Origin of the sequence: Pedobacter chinensis, from assembly GCF_003339865.1 — a bacterium.
Classification (GTDB): domain Bacteria; phylum Bacteroidota; class Bacteroidia; order Sphingobacteriales; family Sphingobacteriaceae; genus Pedobacter; species Pedobacter chinensis.
On record NZ_QPKV01000001.1, the window covers coordinates 94,311 to 110,345 of the forward strand.

At 36.4% G+C, this 16,035-nt stretch carries 14 protein-coding genes; 6 read left to right on the plus strand and 8 right to left on the minus strand.

Annotated elements, in window-relative coordinates; genetic code table 11:
• Positions 1-62: 62 nt before the first annotated feature.
• The 5 genes from DU508_RS00475 to DU508_RS00495 all read right to left on the minus strand — a co-directional run bounded on the left by DU508_RS00475 (position 63) and on the right by DU508_RS00495 (position 5,267).
• Positions 63-1,184 (minus strand): DUF3667 domain-containing protein, encoded by a 1,122-nt coding sequence (locus DU508_RS00475; protein WP_115400888.1) that lies wholly within the window; start codon positions 1,182-1,184, stop codon positions 63-65.
• Between the two features lie 20 nt (positions 1,185-1,204).
• Entirely contained in the window at positions 1,205-2,590 is a 1,386-nt protein-coding gene (locus DU508_RS00480; RefSeq protein ID WP_115401017.1) for a nucleoside permease, read from the minus strand.
• A gap of 170 nt (positions 2,591-2,760) precedes the next feature.
• Positions 2,761-3,375: a bifunctional nuclease family protein gene (locus DU508_RS00485; RefSeq protein ID WP_115400889.1), complete on the minus strand. Its 615-nt coding sequence runs from the start codon at positions 3,373-3,375 to the stop codon at positions 2,761-2,763.
• Positions 3,376-3,444: 69 nt separating this feature from the next.
• Positions 3,445-4,413: an electron transfer flavoprotein subunit alpha/FixB family protein gene (locus tag DU508_RS00490; RefSeq protein WP_115401018.1), complete on the minus strand. Its 969-nt coding sequence runs from the start codon at positions 4,411-4,413 to the stop codon at positions 3,445-3,447.
• Positions 4,414-4,529: 116 nt separating this feature from the next.
• A complete protein-coding gene (locus DU508_RS00495) occupies positions 4,530-5,267 on the minus strand; it encodes an electron transfer flavoprotein subunit beta/FixA family protein (RefSeq protein ID WP_115400890.1) in 738 nt (245 codons plus the stop codon).
• Positions 5,268-5,397: 130 nt separating this feature from the next.
• Here DU508_RS00495 and DU508_RS00500 point away from each other — a divergent pair, with 130 nt between their 5' ends.
• Together DU508_RS00500 and chrA are read left to right on the plus strand one after the other, a co-directional pair.
• Entirely contained in the window at positions 5,398-5,733 is a 336-nt protein-coding gene (locus DU508_RS00500; RefSeq protein ID WP_115400891.1) for a tetratricopeptide repeat protein, read from the plus strand.
• Between the two features lie 52 nt (positions 5,734-5,785).
• A complete protein-coding gene (gene chrA, locus DU508_RS00505; protein ID WP_115400892.1) occupies positions 5,786-7,003 on the plus strand; it encodes a chromate efflux transporter in 1,218 nt (405 codons plus the stop codon).
• A 117-nt stretch (positions 7,004-7,120) separates the two neighbouring features.
• On the opposite strand, the gene dnaB is transcribed toward chrA, so the two are convergent.
• Complete coding sequence (dnaB, locus tag DU508_RS00510; RefSeq protein ID WP_115400893.1) at positions 7,121-8,686, minus strand: replicative DNA helicase; 1,566 nt, start codon at positions 8,684-8,686, stop codon at positions 7,121-7,123.
• 197 nt (positions 8,687-8,883) lie between these two features.
• On the opposite strand from dnaB, the gene rlmB reads away from it, so the two are divergent.
• Both rlmB and DU508_RS00520 read left to right on the plus strand, forming a co-directional pair.
• Positions 8,884-9,651 carry a 23S rRNA (guanosine(2251)-2'-O)-methyltransferase RlmB gene (gene rlmB, locus DU508_RS00515; protein WP_115401019.1) on the plus strand — a complete coding sequence of 256 codons (768 nt, stop codon included), beginning with the start codon at positions 8,884-8,886 and terminating at the stop codon, positions 9,649-9,651.
• A gap of 68 nt (positions 9,652-9,719) precedes the next feature.
• The gene (locus tag DU508_RS00520) at positions 9,720-10,469 is read left to right on the plus strand and encodes a DUF5995 family protein (protein ID WP_115400894.1); all 750 of its coding nucleotides are present in this window, start codon (positions 9,720-9,722) and stop codon (positions 10,467-10,469) included.
• On the opposite strand, the gene DU508_RS00525 is transcribed toward DU508_RS00520, so the two are convergent.
• Together DU508_RS00525 and DU508_RS00530 are read right to left on the minus strand one after the other, a co-directional pair.
• On the minus strand, positions 10,466-11,557 hold the full coding sequence (locus DU508_RS00525) for a mannose-1-phosphate guanylyltransferase (RefSeq protein WP_115400895.1): 1,092 nt from the start codon (positions 11,555-11,557) through the stop codon (positions 10,466-10,468). The genes DU508_RS00520 and DU508_RS00525 overlap by 4 nt on opposite strands.
• A 14-nt stretch (positions 11,558-11,571) precedes the next feature.
• A complete protein-coding gene (locus DU508_RS00530; protein WP_115400896.1) occupies positions 11,572-12,540 on the minus strand; it encodes a KpsF/GutQ family sugar-phosphate isomerase in 969 nt (322 codons plus the stop codon).
• A gap of 91 nt (positions 12,541-12,631) precedes the next feature.
• Here DU508_RS00530 and recQ point away from each other — a divergent pair, with 91 nt between their 5' ends.
• Both recQ and kdsA read left to right on the plus strand, forming a co-directional pair.
• On the plus strand, positions 12,632-14,821 hold the full coding sequence (gene recQ / locus DU508_RS00535) for a DNA helicase RecQ (protein ID WP_115400897.1): 2,190 nt from the start codon (positions 12,632-12,634) through the stop codon (positions 14,819-14,821).
• A gap of 74 nt (positions 14,822-14,895) precedes the next feature.
• Positions 14,896-15,708, plus strand: a complete 813-nt coding sequence (kdsA, locus tag DU508_RS00540) for a 3-deoxy-8-phosphooctulonate synthase (protein ID WP_115400898.1) — start codon at positions 14,896-14,898, stop codon at positions 15,706-15,708.
• The last annotated feature ends 327 nt before the right edge of the window (positions 15,709-16,035 follow it).

Genomic DNA, 16,035 nt, shown 5'->3' on the forward strand with positions numbered 1-16,035 from the left:
CAAATCTTCATCAGGTTGGAGGCGATTACTGAAACGAAAATTTTTAGAGCGCTTTTTTTTGATTAAGTGGCCACATAATAAATTAAATTAATCATAACCATTTCGGTTAATTTTAAAGCCACAGCATAGAGAATTAAAATCATGATCATTTTACCGATTACTTTCTTCCTTTGATAAAATACCTTAAGCGCATGGTAAAGATACCAGCATATCCATATTAATACTCCAATTCCAATAATACTCGAAACTACAGAATCAGTTCCAAAAACATATTTAATTAATGGTTTGGTAAATATGGATACAATGAAATATGCAGTCATTCCATGTATCGTAAAAATCAGGTGGTCGAGGTAATAAATGTGGTTTTTTCTAAAATTCCACATAATAAATAATGCCAGCAGGGGCATTAATAAAAAATATTGTTTTGGGCGATTATGCTCCAGGGTTTCTTGGATTACTTCAGATTTTTCGCCAATGGTAATCGAGCGTTTTTTAACCATTCGCTCAAACCAACTGTCCCTTTCAAAAAGAGGTAATCTTTTTTGTCGGGCTAAATAAGCTTCATAGGTACTGTCATTTCTGTTGTCGTGAATCAGGTTGAATTTCTTGATCACATTTGTTAATGAATCTGATTTCTTAGTCTGGTTAAGTTTCTTTAAGTCGGCTAATACCACACTTTGCTGCTTGAAACTTAATGCTCTAAATGCACTTCTATCCAAGCCTTCCTCAATACCTTGTTTTGTTCTATTGATAATATTTGGTGCTTTACTTTTCAAGCCTATTGCGCTAAGTACTTTATTGGCACTGTCTATAGCAGCTTTTTGTTCAGCCGTTACTTTTTTTTCAACATGATCGTCACTTTTTTTAACATGCTCCGGAGAGTAAGCAACTAAGAAGTAAACAATCGATACAAAAATATACATGCTTACCGGATTGATATATCTGGCTCTTTTACCAGCTAAATAATCTAAAGTAACTTTTCCAGGTTTGGTAAGGAGAGGGGTAAGGGTTTGAAAAAATTTATTGTCGAAGTGAAAATAATGAGCTATGCTATGGCTGATAAAACCCCAGAAACTTTCTTTTAATTCTAAATTTGGTTGGCCACAATTGCTGCAATAATGTGTTTCTACATGAGAACCACAATTTAAACAGTTATGTTCTTTTCTATACTTACCGGCTGACATAAGGAGATTCGTAGTATGCTTTAATGAGTTATTGCGTCAATTGCTTTCTCTTCGGCTTTAGTGTGTTTGTGTTTGAATAATATTGCAAACAAAACGGTAATAATCAAGGCATAAATGGTAAATGAAAGCCATATGCTATGCCAATCTTTCATGTGAATGGTTTTATCAAATGTTCCATTGTTTAAAATGCTAACCCCCTGGCTTTTAATAAAATTAAGTAAATGGTTATTGGTTGGTTCTGAACCGACAAACACTGAAGTGGCCTGAATATCATTGAAAGACTTGGTAAAATATTTATCAATCATCCAACCTGAAACCAAACTGCCAAATACAGCGCCAAAACCATTTGTCATCATCATAAACATTCCCTGGGCTGATGACCGGGTTTTTGCAGTTGTTGAAGTCTCAACAAAAAGTGAACCCGAGATATTAAAGAAATCGAAGGCCATACCATATACCACACACGATAAAATAATCATCCAAAGGTTTCCTGCCGGATTACCATATGCAAATAACCCAAAACGAAATACCCAGGCCAGCATTGCAATGATCATTACTTTTTTAATGCCAAATCGTTTTAAAAAGAATGGAATGGCTAAAATAAAAAGCGTTTCAGATACCTGAGAAATTGACATGATAATTGTAGAATACTTAACCACAAATGATTCGGCGTATTTTGGAAAGTTCTTAAACTCATCTAAAAATACATCTCCATAGGCATTGGTAAGTTGCAAAGCACCTCCTAAAAACATCGAAAAAATAAAGAATAGAGCCATCTTATAATTGGCAAATAATTTAAAAGCCTCTAGGCCTAAAGTTTCCATTAATGATGCTTTTTCAGATATTAACCGAGTCGGTTTACATTTCGGTAGCGTGAAAGCATATAAGCCCAATAATAGTGCGCCGCTTCCTGCAATGTAAAACTGGTAAGCACTAGCTTTATTTCCTGTTAAATTTGTGATCCACATCGCAGCAATAAAACCAATTGTTCCCCAAACGCGGATGGGTGGAAAATCTTTAACCACATCTAAATTTCCTGATTTTAAAGTAGTATAGGAAATAGAATTGCTCAATGATATGGTAGGCATATAAAAGCACATCGCCATAAGTATGGTCCAGAAAAAGGCATTCGGACTTTCAACCTGAGGTAAATAAAACAAAACACAGGCATAAAAAATATGAAGTATCCCGTATAACACTTCTGCATTTACCCATTTATCTGCAATAATACCTGTTAAAGTAGGCATAAACAAAGATGCAAAACCCATTGTTGCGAAAATTGCACCAAATTGAGTACCATCCCATTGTTTTGTGCCAAACCAGTAATTTGCGATAGTGATAAGCCAGGCGCCCCACACAAAAAACTGCATAAAGCTCATCAAAGTTAAGCGAAACTTAACGTTCATCATATTTTTTTGTTTGATTTTTGAAAGTAAAGGTTGAATATAGAACTATTTTAAAACATAATTCAAAAATGAACCCAAATTATTTTAAACAATTTGGGTCATTTGAAATTTTAGCTTTTTATCTAAGAAAATTTTAAAAAAAATGAAGATTGGAGAAAGAACTAAGCAATTTATGATGTTCCTCTTTTATTTAATTCATCTCTTAACCGGGCTGCTTTTTCATAAGCCTCCTCGGCAATTGCTTCCTGCAGCTTCTGCTGTAATTCTTCCAATGTTAAATCTCCAAAACCTTGCTGTTTTGATGATGTTGGCAAGCTATCTGCATCAGGTTCTTTCGCAATTGAATCCATGTTTTCTAAAAACAGAAAATCATTACCTTCAATCACAATTCCGGCAGATGCCAGGATGAATTCATAAGTATAAATCAATGCGTTGAACCGAACAGCCAGGGCAATGGCATCAGAAGTTCTGGCATCAATTTCATGTGTGTTTTTACCATCGCTGCAAATCAGTTTGGCATAAAAAACGCCATCAACCAGATTGTAAATAATAACCTCCTGAATATTGATATGAAAAGTATCGGCCATTGATTTAAACAAATCATGTGTTAATGGCCTACTGGGCGTCATCTTCTCAATTTCAATTGCAATAGCCTGCGCCTCAAATGCACCTATTATAATAGGCAATCTGCGGCGGCCGTTTACTTCTCCTAAAACAAGGGCATAAGCACCAGATTGAGTCTGGCTGTAAGATAAACCTACAATATCTAACTTAACTTTTTTCATAATCTGTTATGTCATGTTGAGCTTGTTGAAACATTTTTTAATCCTTCGACAAGCTCAGGATGACAAAAATTATCCTTTATGTGCTTTTAAAGCTTCGATTAATTTAGGTACAACTTCGAAAGCATCGCCAACAATACCATAATCGGCAACCTTAAAGAATGGTGCTTCCGGGTCTTTGTTAATGACAACAATTACCTTTGATGAACTCACACCAGCCAGATGTTGAATTGCTCCGGAAATACCGATAGCAATATACAGGTTTGGACTAATGGCAATTCCTGTTTGGCCAACGTGTTCAGAGTGCGGCCTCCAATCTGCATCAGATACTGGTTTTGAACATGCTGTTGCAGCACCTAATAACCCGGCCAATTCTTCAATCATTCCCCAGTTTTCTGGTCCCTTTAGGCCTCTGCCAGCAGAAACCACAAGTTCAGCATCTGGTAAAGAAACCTTGTCAGTTGCCCTGACAATATCTTTGATAACAGTTCCCAGGTCTGATTGTTTAATATCGGCAGAGAAGTTCTCGATAGTAACATCGGTGGCATTTTCCTTAACACCAAAAGCATTTGGATTTAAAGCGATTACTTTGTTCGCTGAAGTTAATTCGGTAACGGCAAAAGCTTTTCCTGAGAATGCTGTTTTCTTAACTGAGAATTTGCCATCATTACTTGGCAATTCCACGGCTCCATCAGCCAAACCGGCTTTAAGTTTTACCGCAATACGTGGCGCTAAACCTTTTCCGGAGAACGAGTTAGATAAAACCACAATATCAGCACTTTCTTTTTCGGCGGCGGCAGCAATAACACTTGCATAAGCCTGATTAACAAAAGTTTTCAGTTGATCGGCACTTACATTTAATACTTTCGAAGCGCCGTATTTACCCAATTCTTTTAATTCACTTTCTGCCACATCACCGATGGATATTGCCGTTAAATGAGTGGATTGCTGATCGGCAATGGCTTTTGCATAAGAAACGGCTTCAAAAACGGATTTCTTAAATTTACCTTCGGCTTGTTCTACATATACTAGTACTGACATATTTTTATCGATAAACCCCATGAAAGGGATTTTTATTTTATAATGAAATTAATGCTATTAATTATCTCTCTATTACAGACAACTGGAAATTGAAAACTTCAAACTGCCAGCTTAATTTATATTACCTTCGCTTCTGAGTGCAACAAGTTTATCAATTGCTCTGTTTGATCTGCAGGAATCAGCTTTACCGTTCCTCGTGGGGCAGGTGTTTCATATTTGGTTACTTTGGTTACCTCTTCAATTGAAACTGCATCAACAACTGTCAATGGTTTTGTTCTGGCACTCATGATTCCACGCATGTTGGGAATTTTAGGTTCTGCAACACCTTCGGCACAACTAGCAACAAATTTTCCTGAAACTGTTACAACCTCTTTACCACCTTCAATTTCTCTTTCTACAGTTGCATTATCTCCGTCAACATCTAATTTTTTAATGATTGAAATGGAAGGAATATCTAAAAATTCGCCAACCATTGCAGCAACCTGATTTCCATTATAGTCGATAGATTCGCGACCAGTTAAGATCAGGTTAAAATCTTTGTCTTTTGCATATTCTGCAATTTGTTTAGCCACAAAATAGGCATCGCGGGGAGCAGCATTCACGCGTACAGCATCGTCAGCACCAATGGCCAGTGCTTTTCTGATGGTAGGATCATTTGTGGCTTCGCCAACGTTGATAACGGTTACCGTGCCTTTACCACCCTCCGTTAACTCAATTGCTCTTGATAAGGCAATTTCATCATAAGGATTAACAATATATTGCACTCCTGCAGTATTGAATTCGGTATTATCGTTGGTAAAAGTTATTTTTGTCGTCGTGTCGGGCACGTTACTGATACAAACTAATATTTTCATATGTTAATAGTGGTTTAAATAGATATGATTGAGTCGCCCCGCTGATTAAGAGGGTTCGATTAAATCATATTCATTGTATTATTTATATAAGGTCTTTCTGCAAATTTAATTAAAAAAGCAAGGAAATAAAATGTCATCTAACCGTTTAGCAAAGTTATTGGAGTTTTTAGAAAGTGATCCAAATGATCCGTTCATACTATATGCCTTAGCTACAGAGTATAACGCTCAAAATGATAAAGAAAAAGCTTATTCTTTTTATCTTCAATTAACTGATAAACATCCTGATTATGTAGGAACTTATTATCATTTGGGTAAATTGTTCGAGAAAGATGATCAAAAAGAAAAGGCGATAGAAATTTATCAAAAAGGAATGAATGTAGCCCGAAACAAGAGAGATATGCATGCTTTTTTTGAATTACAAAGTGCCTATAATACAGCAGCTGGCTTAGATTACGAAGATGATTAACCCAGTTTGCAATTTTAAGTATTCAGTTCTCCATTCTAGAAATCATATATAAATGCAAACTAAACCTATCGCTGCTAAAAAGCAGTGGCTGTTTATCAGGAACGTTGTGTTTTTTACATTTACCTCTTTTGGCGGGGCGCAGGCTCACTTATCTTTACTGTTGAAATACTTTGTTCAAAGCACGAAATTTATTTCTGAAGAAGAGCTGTTAGAGCTAAATGCTTTGGCACAGGTTTTACCAGGACCCGCATCTACTCAAACATTAGTTGGCATTGCCTGGAAAGTAGGTAAATTGAAGCTGGCCATTATTACTTTTTTGATATGGATTCTGCCAACCGCCTCCATCATGACTTTTGCTGCGATCAGTTATGCTTTGCTCGATCAAAAACAGAAATTTAACGATGTTTTAGAATATATACAACCAATTGCCCTGGGTATTGTGGCCTATGGGGCATGGAAATTAGGTAGAAAAGTGCTCTCCTCGCAGGTTTCGGTTTTTTTAGCTGTCGGATCGGTAGTGGCCACATTCGTTTTAAGAAATGCCTACGTTTTTCCGTTAGCGATTTTAGTCGGCGGAATCATTTCATCAGCCATTGAAACACCAAGAGAAGAAACCGAGCTGCGTGTCAAATTATTCTCCAATATTAATCCCCGAAAGCTGATCTATTTTTTAGGCGCATTACTTTTATTTGCCCTGGTTGGAGCAATTATCAACAGAACTTCACCTTTTAGCTTACCGATTCGTTTATTGGAGAACTTTTACCGTAACGGAATTTTAGTTTTTGGTGGCGGACAGGTGCTTGTTCCGCTGATGTTTACAGAGTTTGTACAAATGAAACATTATTTACAGGCACCAGGATTTTTATCTGGTTTTGCGCTACAACAAGCACTTCCAGGACCAACTTTTTCCTTTACCAGTTACCTGGGTGCTTTAAGTATGAAAAACTTTGGTTATGGTTTATGGGGACAGATTTTGGGGGGATTGATTGGAGTTATTGGGATTAATCTGCCGGGTTTGATTTTGGTCTTATTTATTGTTCCATTTTGGGATGATCTGAAAAAAATCTCAAGAATCCGTCACAGTCTTTCTGGCATTAATGCAGTGAGTGTTGGATTTATTATAGCCGCTTTTATCCTCTTACTCATCCCAATGGGATTTAACTGGTTGTTTTTGAGTATTATGCTGATTACCTTTCTTTTATTGAATTTTACTAAAGTAAGTCCTCCAATTATTGTTTTAGCCGGGATTTTGATTGGATATATTTTTTAATTAGCACGTACATCGTAAGGGAGAGTTGGTTACATATTGAGCATATGAAAATGCTTTTCCTTAAAATTAATCGAAATTCAAGTTAATCTCTTAAGCAGTTAATTTTCCATTTTAAATTTAAAACGGTGGATCATCATCGTTATAATCATCCATTTTAGATGGCCGGATGATTACATTGCTTTGTTTTTCAAAATCTTGTGAAGGATACATTCCCGCAGAAGGATCTGCAGCTGCAAATGAAGCTGGAGCCGTGAAATCTTCTTCTAAATCGGCGAATTTAACAAACTTACCAATAAACCGAAGCGGAACGATTCCGGTTTCACCGTTACGGTGTTTTGCAATAATAACCTCACCAATACCAGCTTGCGATCTTCCTTGCTCATCTTCGGTAATGCCGTAATATTCAGGACGATAAAGGAATAATACCATATCCGCATCCTGCTCAATTGATCCCGATTCACGTAAATCGGATAACATCGGCCTTTTACCTTGTAAACCTGGTCTGCTCTCTACTGCACGACTTAATTGTGATAAGGCTAAAACAGGAACATCTAATTCTTTAGCAACTGATTTTAATGCCCTTGAAATACTACCAATCTCTTGCTCACGGTTACCGCCACCTTTGCCACCTTCACCCTTGCCATGCATTAACTGCAGGTAATCGACAATAACCAGTTGGATATCATACTGCGATTTTAATCTTCTGCATTTTGCCCTGAATTCAAAAATATTCAAAGCCGGGGTATCATCAATAAGTAGGGGAGCTTCAGTTAAACGGCCAATCTTGCTATGTAACTGTTGCCATTCCCATTCCTGTAAATTTCCTTTTCTAATTTTTTCCTGTTCAATTTCTGCCTCACCTGATATTAAACGATTCACTAACTGTACAGATGACATCTCCAGAGAGAAAACCACAGTAGGTTTTTGAAAATCTACAGTTGCATTTCTGGCACAGGTAAGTACGAAAGCAGTTTTACCCATCGCCGGACGAGCAGCAATAATAACCAAATCTTGTTTTTGCCAACCTCCGGTAATTCGGTCTAGTCCGGTAAAACCAGTTGGCACACCTGTTAAACCATCGGTTTTGGTTCTTAATTCCTCAAGAGTTGCTAAAGATTGTTTAATGATATCATCCATTTTTTGCGTATCTCTACGTAAATTGTTCTGGGCAATATCAAATAGTCCTTTTTCAGCGTGGTCCAATAAATCGAAAATATCTGTTGTATCCTCGTAAGCATTTGTGATAATGTCTGTTGAAATCCTAATCAACTCACGTTGAATATATTTTTGAGAAATGATACGGGCATGGTACTCAATATTTGCCGCCGAAGCTACCCGATTGGTTAGGTTTGTAATGTAATAAGCCCCGCCAACCATCTCTAAAGTACCCATCTGGCGTAACTCCGAAGTTACCGTTAAAATATCAACAGGTTTTGATTTTTCGAACAGCATATGTATTGCTGCAAAAATCTTCTGATGTGATTCCTGATAAAAAATTTCTGGCTTTAAAATGTCAATTACCGCAGATAACGCATCCTTTTCAAGCATTAAAGCACCCAATACTGCTTCCTCCAAATCTAATGCTTGTGGAGGCAGCTTGCCCATTGAACTTACCGTGCTACTCAGTCTTGCTTTACGGGATGATATACTGTTTTTTCCGCCCTGTTCATTATCGATACTCATGTAACAAAAGTAGTTAATTTTTGACGCGGTTGTTTTAACAAGTTACTAGCTGTTTGTTAACAAATTGAAACCTAATCAGATTAAATTTTTCAGCTTTTCAAAAAAGTAATAAATTTTTGAACAATTAAATGTTAATAAGCAGAGATAGATTAGGGGCTAAACATTTATTTGAATACTTTTGCAAACAATTTCAGAACATGGATAATTTTAGAAGACCTCAGAGGGCAAAGGAAAATAATGAATTCGTATTTGGCATTAGAGCTGTAATCGAAGCAGTTAAGGCTGGCAGAGATATTGAAACGATTTATCAGCAACGTGGGTTGGGTGGAGAGTTATTTCTAGAGTTAAAAGCACTTCTTAAAGATACTTTAATTCCTTTAAATTCTGTTCCAATTGAAAAGTTGAACAGAATGTCTCAAAAAAATCATCAGGGTGTTATTGCCGTTATTTCTCCGATTACTTATCAAAACATTGAAGATATTATTCCTGCTGTTTTCGAAAAAGGAGAGATACCCTTAATTTTGGTTTTAGATAGTGTAACTGATGTTCGCAACATGGGCGCAATTGCCCGTACAGCGGCATGTGTTGGTGTTCATGCAATAGTTGTTCCTTTAAAAAATGCGGCGCAGATTAATGCTGATGCCATAAAAACGTCTGCAGGTGCTTTATTCAGTATTCCAATTTGCAGGCATTCAAACCTTCATAAAACTTGTCTTTTCCTGCAAGATAGTGGTCTGCAAATTGTGGCGTGTACGGAGAAAACAAATGATTTGATTTATGCTCCTGATTACACCATGCCTACTGCAATCATAATGGGTTCAGAAGATGAAGGGATTTCCAATGATCTTTTAAGAGTTGCTGATCATCTGGCAAAAATTCCAATGGCAGGTAAAATAGAATCTTTAAATGTTTCTGTTTCTGCCGGAGTGATTTTGTATGAGGCTGTAAGACAAAGAAATATCTAAATTTTTCTTATTGGTTTGTTTCCTGATTAGAAATATAATTATGTATTTTTATTTAGAAATCAAACCTTATGCAACCTGCAAAAACCATTGCTGAAGTAATTTCTCGTTTAGATGAAATCATTGATTCCAGTATTGTGAAAAAATCCAGAGCGGGTTATTTTGCCTGCCTGTATCGTAAAATGACCGTTGCTGTTCAAAATGGAATTAACGATGGGCTTTTCGCCGATGGACCAAGAATGGAAAAACTCGATGTGATTTTTGCTAACCGCTATATTGACGCTTATTACTGCAATTCAAAAAATACACCCTTAACTTCATCATGGCAGGCTGCTTTTAATGCTGCCTTGCAGCCTTATACGGTTATTCAACATTTGTTGCTGGGAATGAACGCCCATATCAATTTAGATCTTGGAATTGCTGCTGCCGAAACCAGTAAGGGAACAAACATCCAGCTGATCAAAAAAGATTTTGATCTGATTAACAATATCATCGGCAGTTTAATTAATATCGTTCAAAAAGATCTGGAAGAAATATGTATGCCTATGAAGTTGCTTCAATATGTTGATAACAAAAGCAAAGAATCTGTTATTAATTTCAGCATTACGGCGGCAAGAAATACAGCATGGGCTAATGCTGTTGGGCTTTCAGCTGTTTTACCCAATATGTATGATCGGTATATCAGCACCCTTGATGGCAAAATTGCCATTGTAGCGAAGAACATTATAAATCCTAACTTTTCTCAAAATTTACTCTTAAGAACAGTTAGGATTTTTGAGCCAAATGATGTAGGCGAGATTATTAAATTTTTAAAGGACTAAATAAATTTATTTCCAAATCTCGATTTTACCTCTGCAACAAACTCTTTTACTTTTTGCTCTTCATTACGAGGACATATCATCAGCATGTTATTGTTTTCTACCACAATATAATCATGAAGCCCCTGAAGAATTACAAGCTTATCTTTGGGAACATTTACCATACAATTCGATGAATCGAACATGATAACCTGTTCTGAAGGAATTACAGCGTTACCCACATAATCTTTCTCTGCCATTTCATAGATGGATGCCCAAGTGCCTAGGTCAGACCAACCAAAATCAGCGGGAAGAACATAAACATTATCTGCTTTTTCCATTATACCAAAATCAATGGAAATATTGGTGCATTGCAAGTAAGCGTTGTTTATGAAATCTTTTTCCCGTTCAGTATTCAATTCAGATCGGCCAACATTGAAGATTTCGTACATATCGGGCAAGTGTTTTTCAAATGCCATTAAAATTGATCTTGCTGACCATATGAAAATTCCTGCATTCCACAAAAAATCTCCGCTTTGCAGAAAAGATTTAGCTAATTCAAGATTAGGTTTTTCAGTAAAAGTTTTAACCTTATGTAAATCGGTATCGGTATTTAAAACGTAATCTGTATGCTGGATGTAACCATATCCCGTATCTGGTCTGTTGGGCTTAATACCAAGCGTTATCAGGCAATCGTTTTTCGATGCCGCATCTAAAGATTGTTCAATAGATTTGACAAAGCCATCAATATTTGCAATCGTATGATCAGATGGTGCTACAACTATTGTAGCATTAGGATTGAGTTCAGCAATTTTTAAACTGCCGTAAGCAATACAAGGACCAGTATTTCTCAATAAAGGCTCAGCCAATATTTGATTGTCAGATAATTGAGGGAGTTGCTCTTTTACCAAATCAGAATATATTTCATTTGTTACAATGAAAATGTTTTCTGGCAGGCAAATTTTTAAAAATCTTTCGTAAGTACTTTGAATTAGCGTTTTACCAACTCCGAAAAAGTCGATAAATTGCTTCGGGTATTCGGTTCTGCTAACTGGCCAAAAGCGGCTGCCGACTCCACCGGCCATAATTAGTGCGTAATAATCTTTATTCATTTTCTATTTTAAAATTACACAATACCTTCATTCAAAAGATCGTGCAAATGGATGATACCAAAGTAAGTGTTTTGTTTCAGAACTAACAACTGTGTAATGTTATTTTCTTTGATAATGTGAAGTGCATCAATAGCGAGCGCGTCAGATTGTATACTTTTCGGTGTTCGTCCCATAATATCTTCTGCTTTTAAGTTTGCTATCGAATTATTATTTTCCAGCATTCTTCTTATATCCCCATCAGTTATTACTCCAACTACGTTATTCTTCGCATCAACAACAGCTACTGCACCTAAACGGTTTTTGCTAATTTCTATTAAAACATCTTTTACCGGTGCTGACGGGCTAATGGATGGTTTCTCATTTGAAAGTGCTAAATCTTTTGCTTTTAAATATAATTTTTTTCCTAATGATCCTCCGGGATGGTATTTGGCAAAATCCGATTCATTGAATTCTCTGCATTCTAACAAACAAATGGCCAATGCATCTCCCAAAGCCAGTTGTGCTGTTGTACTTGTGGTTGGTGCTAAATTATGCGGGCAAGCTTCCTTTTCGAACGAGGTATTTAAAATCAAATCAGCCTGATCTGCTAAAAAAGATCCTAATTCGCCAACCATTCCAACGAGCTTGTTTCCGGCAGTTTTTAATAATGGTACTAAAACTTTTATCTCTGGTGTGTTACCGCTTTTGGATAAACAAATGATCACATCATTTCTTTGAATCATTCCTAAATCGCCATGTATCGCATCAGCAGCATGCATGAAAATTGCTGGTGTACCTGTCGAATTAAAGGTAGCAACAATTTTTTGAGCAATGATTGCGCTTTTCCCAATTCCGGTTACAATTACACGTCCATCACACTGTAATATGGCAGATACCACTTTTTCAAAATCATCGTTAATGTTTTTCGCAACATTTAATATTGCTGCAGCTTCAAGCTCTAATGTGCTTATGGCTGATTGGATAATATATTTTTTACTTTTCAAAGAGAAAATAATTGTTGGGTGATACTTGAAATTCTTGTAAAATTATGTTATTTTGGATACAAAAATAGCATCGCATATTTTATTACACAAAATGGACGTGAAAAAGTCGTTATTTGACAACCTGCAAAATTTCTTCGGGTTTGATAATTTCAAAGGTGATCAGGAGTCGATCATTACAAATATTTTAGAGGGCAATAACACTTTTGTTATTATGCCAACGGGCGGAGGGAAGTCTATTTGCTATCAACTACCTGCTTTAATGAGTGAAGGAACAGCAATTGTGATTTCTCCATTAATTGCATTAATGAAAAACCAGGTTGACCAGCTAAGGGCATTTGGTGGAAATGATAGTATTGCTCATTTTCTTAATTCATCCCTGAACAAATCTGAAATTACCCAGGTTAAATCTGATCTTTTAAGTGGACAGACGAAATTGCTCTATGTTGCGCCAGAATCATTGGCAAAACAAGATAATATCGAGTTCTTAAATCTGATTAAAATTTCATTTGTTGCAGTTGATGAGGCACATTGTATCTCAGAATGGGGCCACGATTTCAGACCTGAATACCGTAAAATTAAACAGGTTATTGCAGGCTTGGGGAATAACATTCCAATCATTGCATTAACGGCAACCGCTACGCCTAAGGTGCAGCAGGATATTATGAAAAACCTTGGCATGTCTGAGGCTACCTTATTTAAATCATCATTTAACAGGCCGAACTTATTTTATGAAATCCGTCCGAAAAAAGATATCACAAAGGAAATTATAAAATACATCAAATCCAATCCTGGTAAATCAGGGATTATTTATTGCCTGAGCCGTAAAAAAGTTGAAGAAGTTGCTGAAGCGCTAAACCTGAATGGAATCAGTGCTTTACCATATCACGCAGGGTTAGATCCAAAAGTGAGGGCTGAAACTCAGGATAAATTCCTGATGGAAGATGCTGAAGTAATTGTTGCCACTATTGCTTTCGGGATGGGAATTGACAAGCCTGATGTTCGTTTCGTTATTCACCACGATGTTCCGAAAAGTATGGAGGGTTACTATCAGGAAACTGGCAGGGCCGGCCGTGATGGAGGAGAAGGAGTTTGTATTGCTTTTTATGCTCAAAAAGATGTAGATAAGCTGGCCAAATTCATGAAAGATAAACCGGTTTCTGAACGTGAAATTGGTACACAAATATTAAAGGAAGTAATTGATTATGCTGAATCGGGCGTTTGTCGCCGTAAACAAATTCTTCATTATTTCGGAGAAAATTTCAACGAAACAGGTTGTAATTGCATGTGTGATAACTGCAAGAAACCTAAAAAACAGTTTGATGCTGAAAATCAATTATCAACACTGTTAAAATTTATTGAAAAAACCGGGGAAAAATTTGATGATGCACATTTGCTGAATGTTTTTCTGGGTTTGGAAACAGCGCAAACCATCGCTTACGAACATAGTAAAGTTCCTGAATTTGGAATTGGTAAAGAGGAGGGAGAATTACTCTGGAAATCAGTAATCCGCCAGGCAGTTTTAAATAATTACCTTTTTAAGGATATTGATAATTACGGTTTATTAAAATTAACCAAACAAGGAAAAGATTTTATCATCAATCCTTACAGTTTGAAATTTATCTTAAATGAACCAATCGAGAGTGGTGCAGATGATGATGACGACGATGTAAAACAAGGATCTGGCGCTTTGGATACCCATTTGCTGCAACTTCTTAAAGATTTACGCAAGAAAATTGCCAAGCAAAAAAATGTGCCGCCATTTGTGGTTTTCCAGGATCCATCGCTGGAGGAAATGTGTACCCATTACCCTATTACAATGGAAGAACTTCGCCAGATTTCTGGAGTCGGATCTGGTAAGGCAATGAAATTCGGAGGACCTTTTATAGAGTTGATCAAGAAATATGTGGAAGATAACGACATTGAACGCCCTATAGACTTGATTATTAAAACTCAGGCCAATAAGTCGCAAATGAAGGTTTCTATTATTCAAAATATCGACAGGCAAATCGGATTAGAAGATATAGCCGATTCAAAAGGCATTACTTACGAAGAAATTTTGAAAGAAGTTGAATCTATCGTTAACTCAGGCACAAAATTGAATCTGAATTATTTCATAGATGAAGTAATTGATGATGATCGGCAAGATGAAGTTTTTGATTACTTCAGAGCCGCTGAAAGCGATTCAATTGATGAGGCGTTAAATGAATTGGGAGAAACTGATTACACCCGTGAAGAAATTCAGTTAATGCGGATTAAATTCATGTCAGAATTAGGAAATTAAAAATAGATTTTAGATATGAGATTTGAAACGGTCAGCGTCCTATATTCTCATGTCTCACTTCTCATATCTCAACTATGTTAAACTATTTAGATAAATTAAAAAATACCGATTCTGGAAATTTCTTTTTAATGGCTGGTCCATGTGCAATTGAGGGCGAAGAAATAGCCTTGAGGATTGCTGAAAAAATTGTTTCTATTACGGATAAACTTCAGATTCCATATATTTTTAAAGGTTCTTACCGTAAAGCAAACCGAAGTAAGGGAAGCTCATTTACAGGAATTGGAGATGAGAAAGCACTAAAAATTTTAGAGAAAGTTGGTCGTGAATTTGGTGTTCCAACGGTTACCGATATACATGAAAGTGATGAAGCTGCCATGGCCGCTTCTTACGTTGATGTACTACAAATCCCTGCATTTTTATGCCGCCAAACAGATTTGCTTATTGCTGCCGCTGAAACGGGAAAAGTAGTTAACGTTAAAAAAGGACAGTTTCTTTCAGCTGGTTCAATGAAATTCGCCGTAGAAAAAGTTAAAGAGGCTGGAAATCACAAAGTGATTTTAACGGATAGAGGAAATACATTCGGTTACCAGGATTTAATTGTTGATTATCGGGGATTACCAGAAATGCAAAGTTTTGGTGTTCCTGTGGTAATGGATTGTACCCATTCCTTGCAACAACCTAATCAAAGTAGTGGTGTAACAGGTGGAAAACCCGAGTTGATTTTAACAATAGCAAAAGCAGCTATTGCAGTTGGAGCAGATGGATTGTTCATTGAAACACATCCTGATCCAAAAAATGCAAAATCTGATGGTGCCAATATGTTGCATTTAGATTTGTTGGAAGAAACATTAACTAAACTGATCAGAATCAGACAGGCAATTTTATAATCTAAAGGACAAGGTTTTAATTATTTGTTTGATGTTGTTATTCTGAGCCCGCGAAGAATGTAATCAATTAGCATTGGCTTTTAATTTATGGTAACCGGTAGCAAATAATGCTTCTACCTTTGGTTGCATGGAGGTTATTCATAATAATGTTATTTTAAATGGCACTCATGCTTCGCAGGTATTCACTGCATTACCATTGATGTTTTTTGTAACATATTATTAATCATTTTTTTAACTCAAATTCTTAAAGAAAGAACATCCCGCAGATTTAAGAAAATTACGCAGACTTTATTTATCTGCGTAATCAACGACATCTGCGGAAAATTA

Bases quoted from the DNA above. Each gene is read 5' to 3' on its own strand.
- DU508_RS00475 (WP_115400888.1), bottom strand. From the start codon at position 1,184: ATGTCAGCCGGTAAGTATAGAAAAGAACATAACTGTTTAAATTGTGGT.
- DU508_RS00480 (WP_115401017.1), bottom strand. From the start codon at position 2,590: ATGAACGTTAAGTTTCGCTTAACTTTGATGAGCTTTATGCAGTTTTTT.
- DU508_RS00485 (WP_115400889.1), bottom strand. From the start codon at position 3,375: ATGAAAAAAGTTAAGTTAGATATTGTAGGTTTATCTTACAGCCAGACT.
- DU508_RS00490 (WP_115401018.1), bottom strand. From the start codon at position 4,413: ATGTCAGTACTAGTATATGTAGAACAAGCCGAAGGTAAATTTAAGAAA.
- DU508_RS00495 (WP_115400890.1), bottom strand. From the start codon at position 5,267: ATGAAAATATTAGTTTGTATCAGTAACGTGCCCGACACGACGACAAAA.
- DU508_RS00500 (WP_115400891.1), top strand. From the start codon at position 5,398: ATGTCATCTAACCGTTTAGCAAAGTTATTGGAGTTTTTAGAAAGTGAT.
- chrA (WP_115400892.1), top strand. From the start codon at position 5,786: ATGCAAACTAAACCTATCGCTGCTAAAAAGCAGTGGCTGTTTATCAGG.
- dnaB (WP_115400893.1), bottom strand. From the start codon at position 8,686: ATGAGTATCGATAATGAACAGGGCGGAAAAAACAGTATATCATCCCGT.
- rlmB (WP_115401019.1), top strand. From the start codon at position 8,884: ATGGATAATTTTAGAAGACCTCAGAGGGCAAAGGAAAATAATGAATTC.
- DU508_RS00520 (WP_115400894.1), top strand. From the start codon at position 9,720: ATGCAACCTGCAAAAACCATTGCTGAAGTAATTTCTCGTTTAGATGAA.
- DU508_RS00525 (WP_115400895.1), bottom strand. From the start codon at position 11,557: ATGAATAAAGATTATTACGCACTAATTATGGCCGGTGGAGTCGGCAGC.
- recQ (WP_115400897.1), top strand. From the start codon at position 12,632: ATGGACGTGAAAAAGTCGTTATTTGACAACCTGCAAAATTTCTTCGGG.
- kdsA (WP_115400898.1), top strand. From the start codon at position 14,896: ATGTTAAACTATTTAGATAAATTAAAAAATACCGATTCTGGAAATTTC.